Here is a 3,560-nt window from a genome sequence, read left to right on the forward strand (position 1 = left end):
GCTTGATTTTTTGGCTACTTTTTGATCAAGCAAAAAGTAGCTTTAAAAAATTCATTTTTTAACAGTGTCAGGAACAGACAATGGCGTCAACTTAAGGGGTATATTTAATTGATTATTATATATAATAATATATAAAAAAACGCCCCTTGTAAAATAGTTGCGATCAGAAAGAGCCCCTTATAGCTGACATGGAAAAACAGCTGGAATGGATGTTGCAGGGTGGATGCTGTTTTTCCAGCTGTAAGAGGCGCTTTCCGCAACTTTTTACCAGGGCTTGATTTTTTGCTTACTTTTTTATCAAGAAAAAAGTAAGATAAAAAAGACTTATAATCAAATAAAAATAATTAAAAATTCCTTAAGTTGACGCCATTGCTTGAACCCATACAATTTGTCTGAATAAACCAGTCCACTATACATTTTATATCGATTTTTTTATTAAATTTGGTTTTAATTCTGCTTATTTAACGTATAGCAGTAGGATAGCAAGTCCAAAATACATCAAACATATTAATTTTACATTGATCATAAACAACAAATATGAAGGTAATAGAGATTCTAGGGTATAAAAGAGCAAATCTCGGTAAAGCTGAGTCTAAGCAGTTAAGAATAGCGGCACAAGTACCAGGTGTGCTATATGGGGGAACAGAACAAGTTCATTTTTATGTACCTATGGTTTTTTTACGTGACTTGGTTTATACACCTCATGCCCATTTTGTAGATCTAAATATTGAAGGATCTATTTACAGATGTATTTTGCAGGAAATGCAATTTCACCCTGTAAGTGAAATGATGTTGCACGTAGATTTTTTACAAATTTTTGATGATAAGAAAATAAAAATGCAAATACCTACCGCATTTGTTGGTAAAGCGATAGGTGTATCTAAAGGAGGAGTACTTTCAAAAAAGCAAAGAAAACTAACTATTTCTGCTTATCCTAAAGATATGCCATCGATGGTTAATATTGATGTTTCTGATCTTGATTTAGGGCAAATTGTGCGTGTGCATCACATCCCAATAGCAAATTATACTATTTTGGCATTGCCTAATACACCAGTTGCCTCTATCGAGATTCCACGAGCATTGCGTAGTGCAGCCAGTAAAGAGGAGAAAAAAACTAAGAAATAGAGACTATTTTTTACCTAGCATTGCTATGCTGCTTAGCAATTAGCCAAGAAATTATGAAGCTATTACTGGTTGGATTGGGCAATATTGGCCTCGAGTATGCCTATACCAGACACAATGTAGGCTTTTTAGTGGTGGATTATCTAGCGGTTCAACAGAAAGCTAGATTTCAATTAGGTCGATTGGCTTCTATTGCCTCTTTTATTTTCCACCAGCATCAAGTATATATAATCAAGCCTACCACCTATATGAATGATAGCGGTAGGTCGGTTAGGTATTGGGTTGATTATTTAAAAATACCCATTGAGCAAAGTTTAACGATTGTAGATGATGTCACACTTCCCTTTGGTACGATTCGTTTACGGGCCAAAGGTTCTGATGCAGGTCATAATGGATTAAAAAGCATTGCGCGTGCTTTGGCTTCAGATCATTATCCGCGTCTTCGAGTGGGTATTGGCAGTGATTTTCCTAAAGGAGGGCTTTCGAATTTTGTCTTGGGTAATTTTAACCCAGAAGAATTAAAGGCAATGGATAGTTATTTGGATAAAGCAGGAGAAATATTGATGGCTTGGTGTAATAGAGGTACTCTTCATACTATGAATCAGTTTAATTAGGGCTAAATTAGCTAGGTATAAAAGGAATAAAAACCCCAGTTCAGCGGTTTCTTTAAGGGGGGCTAACAAGATAGATCAGACCGTTGCATATAGATGTTTATTTAAATTGAACTTAAGGCTAAAAATGCTTATGAGCAATTTTAAGTTACTTTTTGCTTGATCAAAGGTATAATCAAGCAAAAAGTAATAGATAATGGTCAAATTCTTTATCCATCTTTTGTTAAAAAATTTACTAAGCGTTAAAGGTTTAAATTGACACTATTTGTCTGAACAATATAGCTAATACAATAAAAATTTTTGTATCAATACTCACATTGGGCAGCAGATTTTCATGATCTATTTAAAATAGATAATAGATAAAGGTACTGCTTAATAGAATTTGTACTATCTATTTTTATAAGACTACTTTGGCATGCCAACTATGCTGAAAAAATAAACCATTTGACTAGTTAGTCTATTTTATAATCATAATAATGATCAGCCTGTTTAAACTTTATAAAGTGCTATACAGCATCAGCAGCTTTAATTTTTGCTGCAAAAAACTTAGAATGCTTAAAAAATGGAATGTAGTGTTCCTCTACCACAATAGCTGTATTGGTACTAATGTTACGTCCAATTTTTTTTGCTCGTTTCTTTTTAGAAAAACTACCAAATCCACTGAAATGAACCCGATGATTAGCTGTTACAGCATCTTGAATAACATGGAATAGCTCATCTAGCGTATTTTTGACATCTTCTTTATCAAGTCCCGTTTTACGGGAGATTGCTAAAATTACTTCTGCTTTGGTCATAGTATATACTGATTTAAAAATTATACAGTGATTAATGGTGATGGGTAGTGTTTAAGCCAGAGCCACCAACTAGGTTCATATGAATAACAAGTTCATTATCATGCCATCAATTTACATGAGACAATTTTAAGTTGCAATTATTTTTATAGATAAAAAGATTATTATTTTTGATAAATAGCAATTTATGCATTATATTTGTACTCTGGTGCAGTGGTTAGTTGAAATTTTCAAGGTCTGGTAGTTCAGCTGGTTAGAATGCCTGCCTGTCACGCAGGAGGTCGCGGGTTCGAGTCCCGTCCAGACCGCATAAATTCTTTATCCTCTTTTCTTTTTTAGCGTTTTGTTCTCTTGCCTTATTTTATCTTTCCCCCATGATTCAAAGAATTCAATCTCTTTATTTAAGCGCTGTTTGCATGGCTATGTTTTTCTTCTTGAAACTACCAATTTGGGAGAAAGTAGATTTGGATAGTCTTTGTACCATAATGCCCTATGCGCTTATTGTTTTTAAGGAACAATATATTATATTCCCTTATGGTTTGTCGGCTTTATTAGCTTGTTGCCTTGCTGTAACAGCAGCATATGCTATTGTTCGGCATGATAGTAGAAAGTTACAGCTTCGTTTAACTGCTCGGATAAGCCTAACATTAGTGCTATTAATCATCTTGACTTTGTTTCTTGTTAAGAAGGCCAACACAGCCTATATGCTGCAGGGGTATAGCAGCTATAAAATAGGCATCTTTTTTCCTTTCATTGCTTTAATGGCCAACCTACTGGCAAGGTATTATATTAAAAAAGACGAACAGCTAGTTAACGAGGATCGTTTACGCTAAAGGATGTTTGCCTTAGCTTTAGGATTGCTTAAGTTGTTCAATGCTCTGGTAGAGAAAAAATATAGTTTATGTACTAACCACGGAAACATTTTTGTTACCGTTCAAGGGTATGCATTCAAATCTATAGTGGTTCTAGGCAAAACGTTCCTTGTAAAATAGTTGCGATTAGCAAGCGCCCCTTACAGCTGACATAGAAAAACAGC

4 protein-coding genes and 1 tRNA gene are annotated in these 3,560 nt (G+C 34.4%); 4 read left to right on the forward strand and 1 reads right to left on the reverse strand.

Features of this window, described 5'->3' with window-relative positions:
• The first annotated feature begins 537 nt into the window (after window positions 1-537).
• Both MUW73_RS00710 and pth read left to right on the forward strand, forming a co-directional pair.
• On the forward strand, window positions 538-1,125 hold the full coding sequence (locus MUW73_RS00710) for a 50S ribosomal protein L25/general stress protein Ctc (RefSeq protein WP_243018728.1): 588 nt from the start codon (window positions 538-540) through the stop codon (window positions 1,123-1,125).
• Between the two features lie 53 nt (window positions 1,126-1,178).
• Window positions 1,179-1,736 (forward strand): aminoacyl-tRNA hydrolase, encoded by a 558-nt coding sequence (gene pth, locus MUW73_RS00715; RefSeq protein ID WP_243018729.1) that lies wholly within the window; start codon window positions 1,179-1,181, stop codon window positions 1,734-1,736.
• 503 nt (window positions 1,737-2,239) lie between these two features.
• On the opposite strand, the gene MUW73_RS00720 is transcribed toward pth, so the two are convergent.
• Complete coding sequence (locus tag MUW73_RS00720) at window positions 2,240-2,527, reverse strand: HU family DNA-binding protein (protein ID WP_243018730.1); 288 nt, start codon at window positions 2,525-2,527, stop codon at window positions 2,240-2,242.
• 231 nt (window positions 2,528-2,758) lie between these two features.
• Here MUW73_RS00720 and MUW73_RS00725 point away from each other — a divergent pair.
• Together MUW73_RS00725 and MUW73_RS00730 are read left to right on the forward strand one after the other, a co-directional pair.
• Window positions 2,759-2,832, forward strand: a tRNA-Asp gene (locus MUW73_RS00725).
• Window positions 2,833-2,898: 66 nt separating this feature from the next.
• Window positions 2,899-3,357 carry a DUF4293 family protein gene (locus MUW73_RS00730; RefSeq protein ID WP_243018731.1) on the forward strand — a complete coding sequence of 153 codons (459 nt, stop codon included), beginning with the start codon at window positions 2,899-2,901 and terminating at the stop codon, window positions 3,355-3,357.
• Window positions 3,358-3,560: the final 203 nt, after the last annotated feature.

The organism is Candidatus Cardinium sp. cByotN1 (assembly GCF_022810525.1).
Taxonomy (GTDB): domain Bacteria; phylum Bacteroidota; class Bacteroidia; order Cytophagales; family Amoebophilaceae; genus Cardinium.

Coding starts and splice junctions, on each gene's coding strand:
- MUW73_RS00710 (WP_243018728.1), top strand. CDS start 538: ATGAAGGTAATAGAGATTCTAGGGTATAAAAGAGCAAATCTCGGTAAA.
- pth (WP_243018729.1), top strand. CDS start 1,179: ATGAAGCTATTACTGGTTGGATTGGGCAATATTGGCCTCGAGTATGCC.
- MUW73_RS00720 (WP_243018730.1), bottom strand. CDS start 2,527: ATGACCAAAGCAGAAGTAATTTTAGCAATCTCCCGTAAAACGGGACTT.
- MUW73_RS00730 (WP_243018731.1), top strand. CDS start 2,899: ATGATTCAAAGAATTCAATCTCTTTATTTAAGCGCTGTTTGCATGGCT.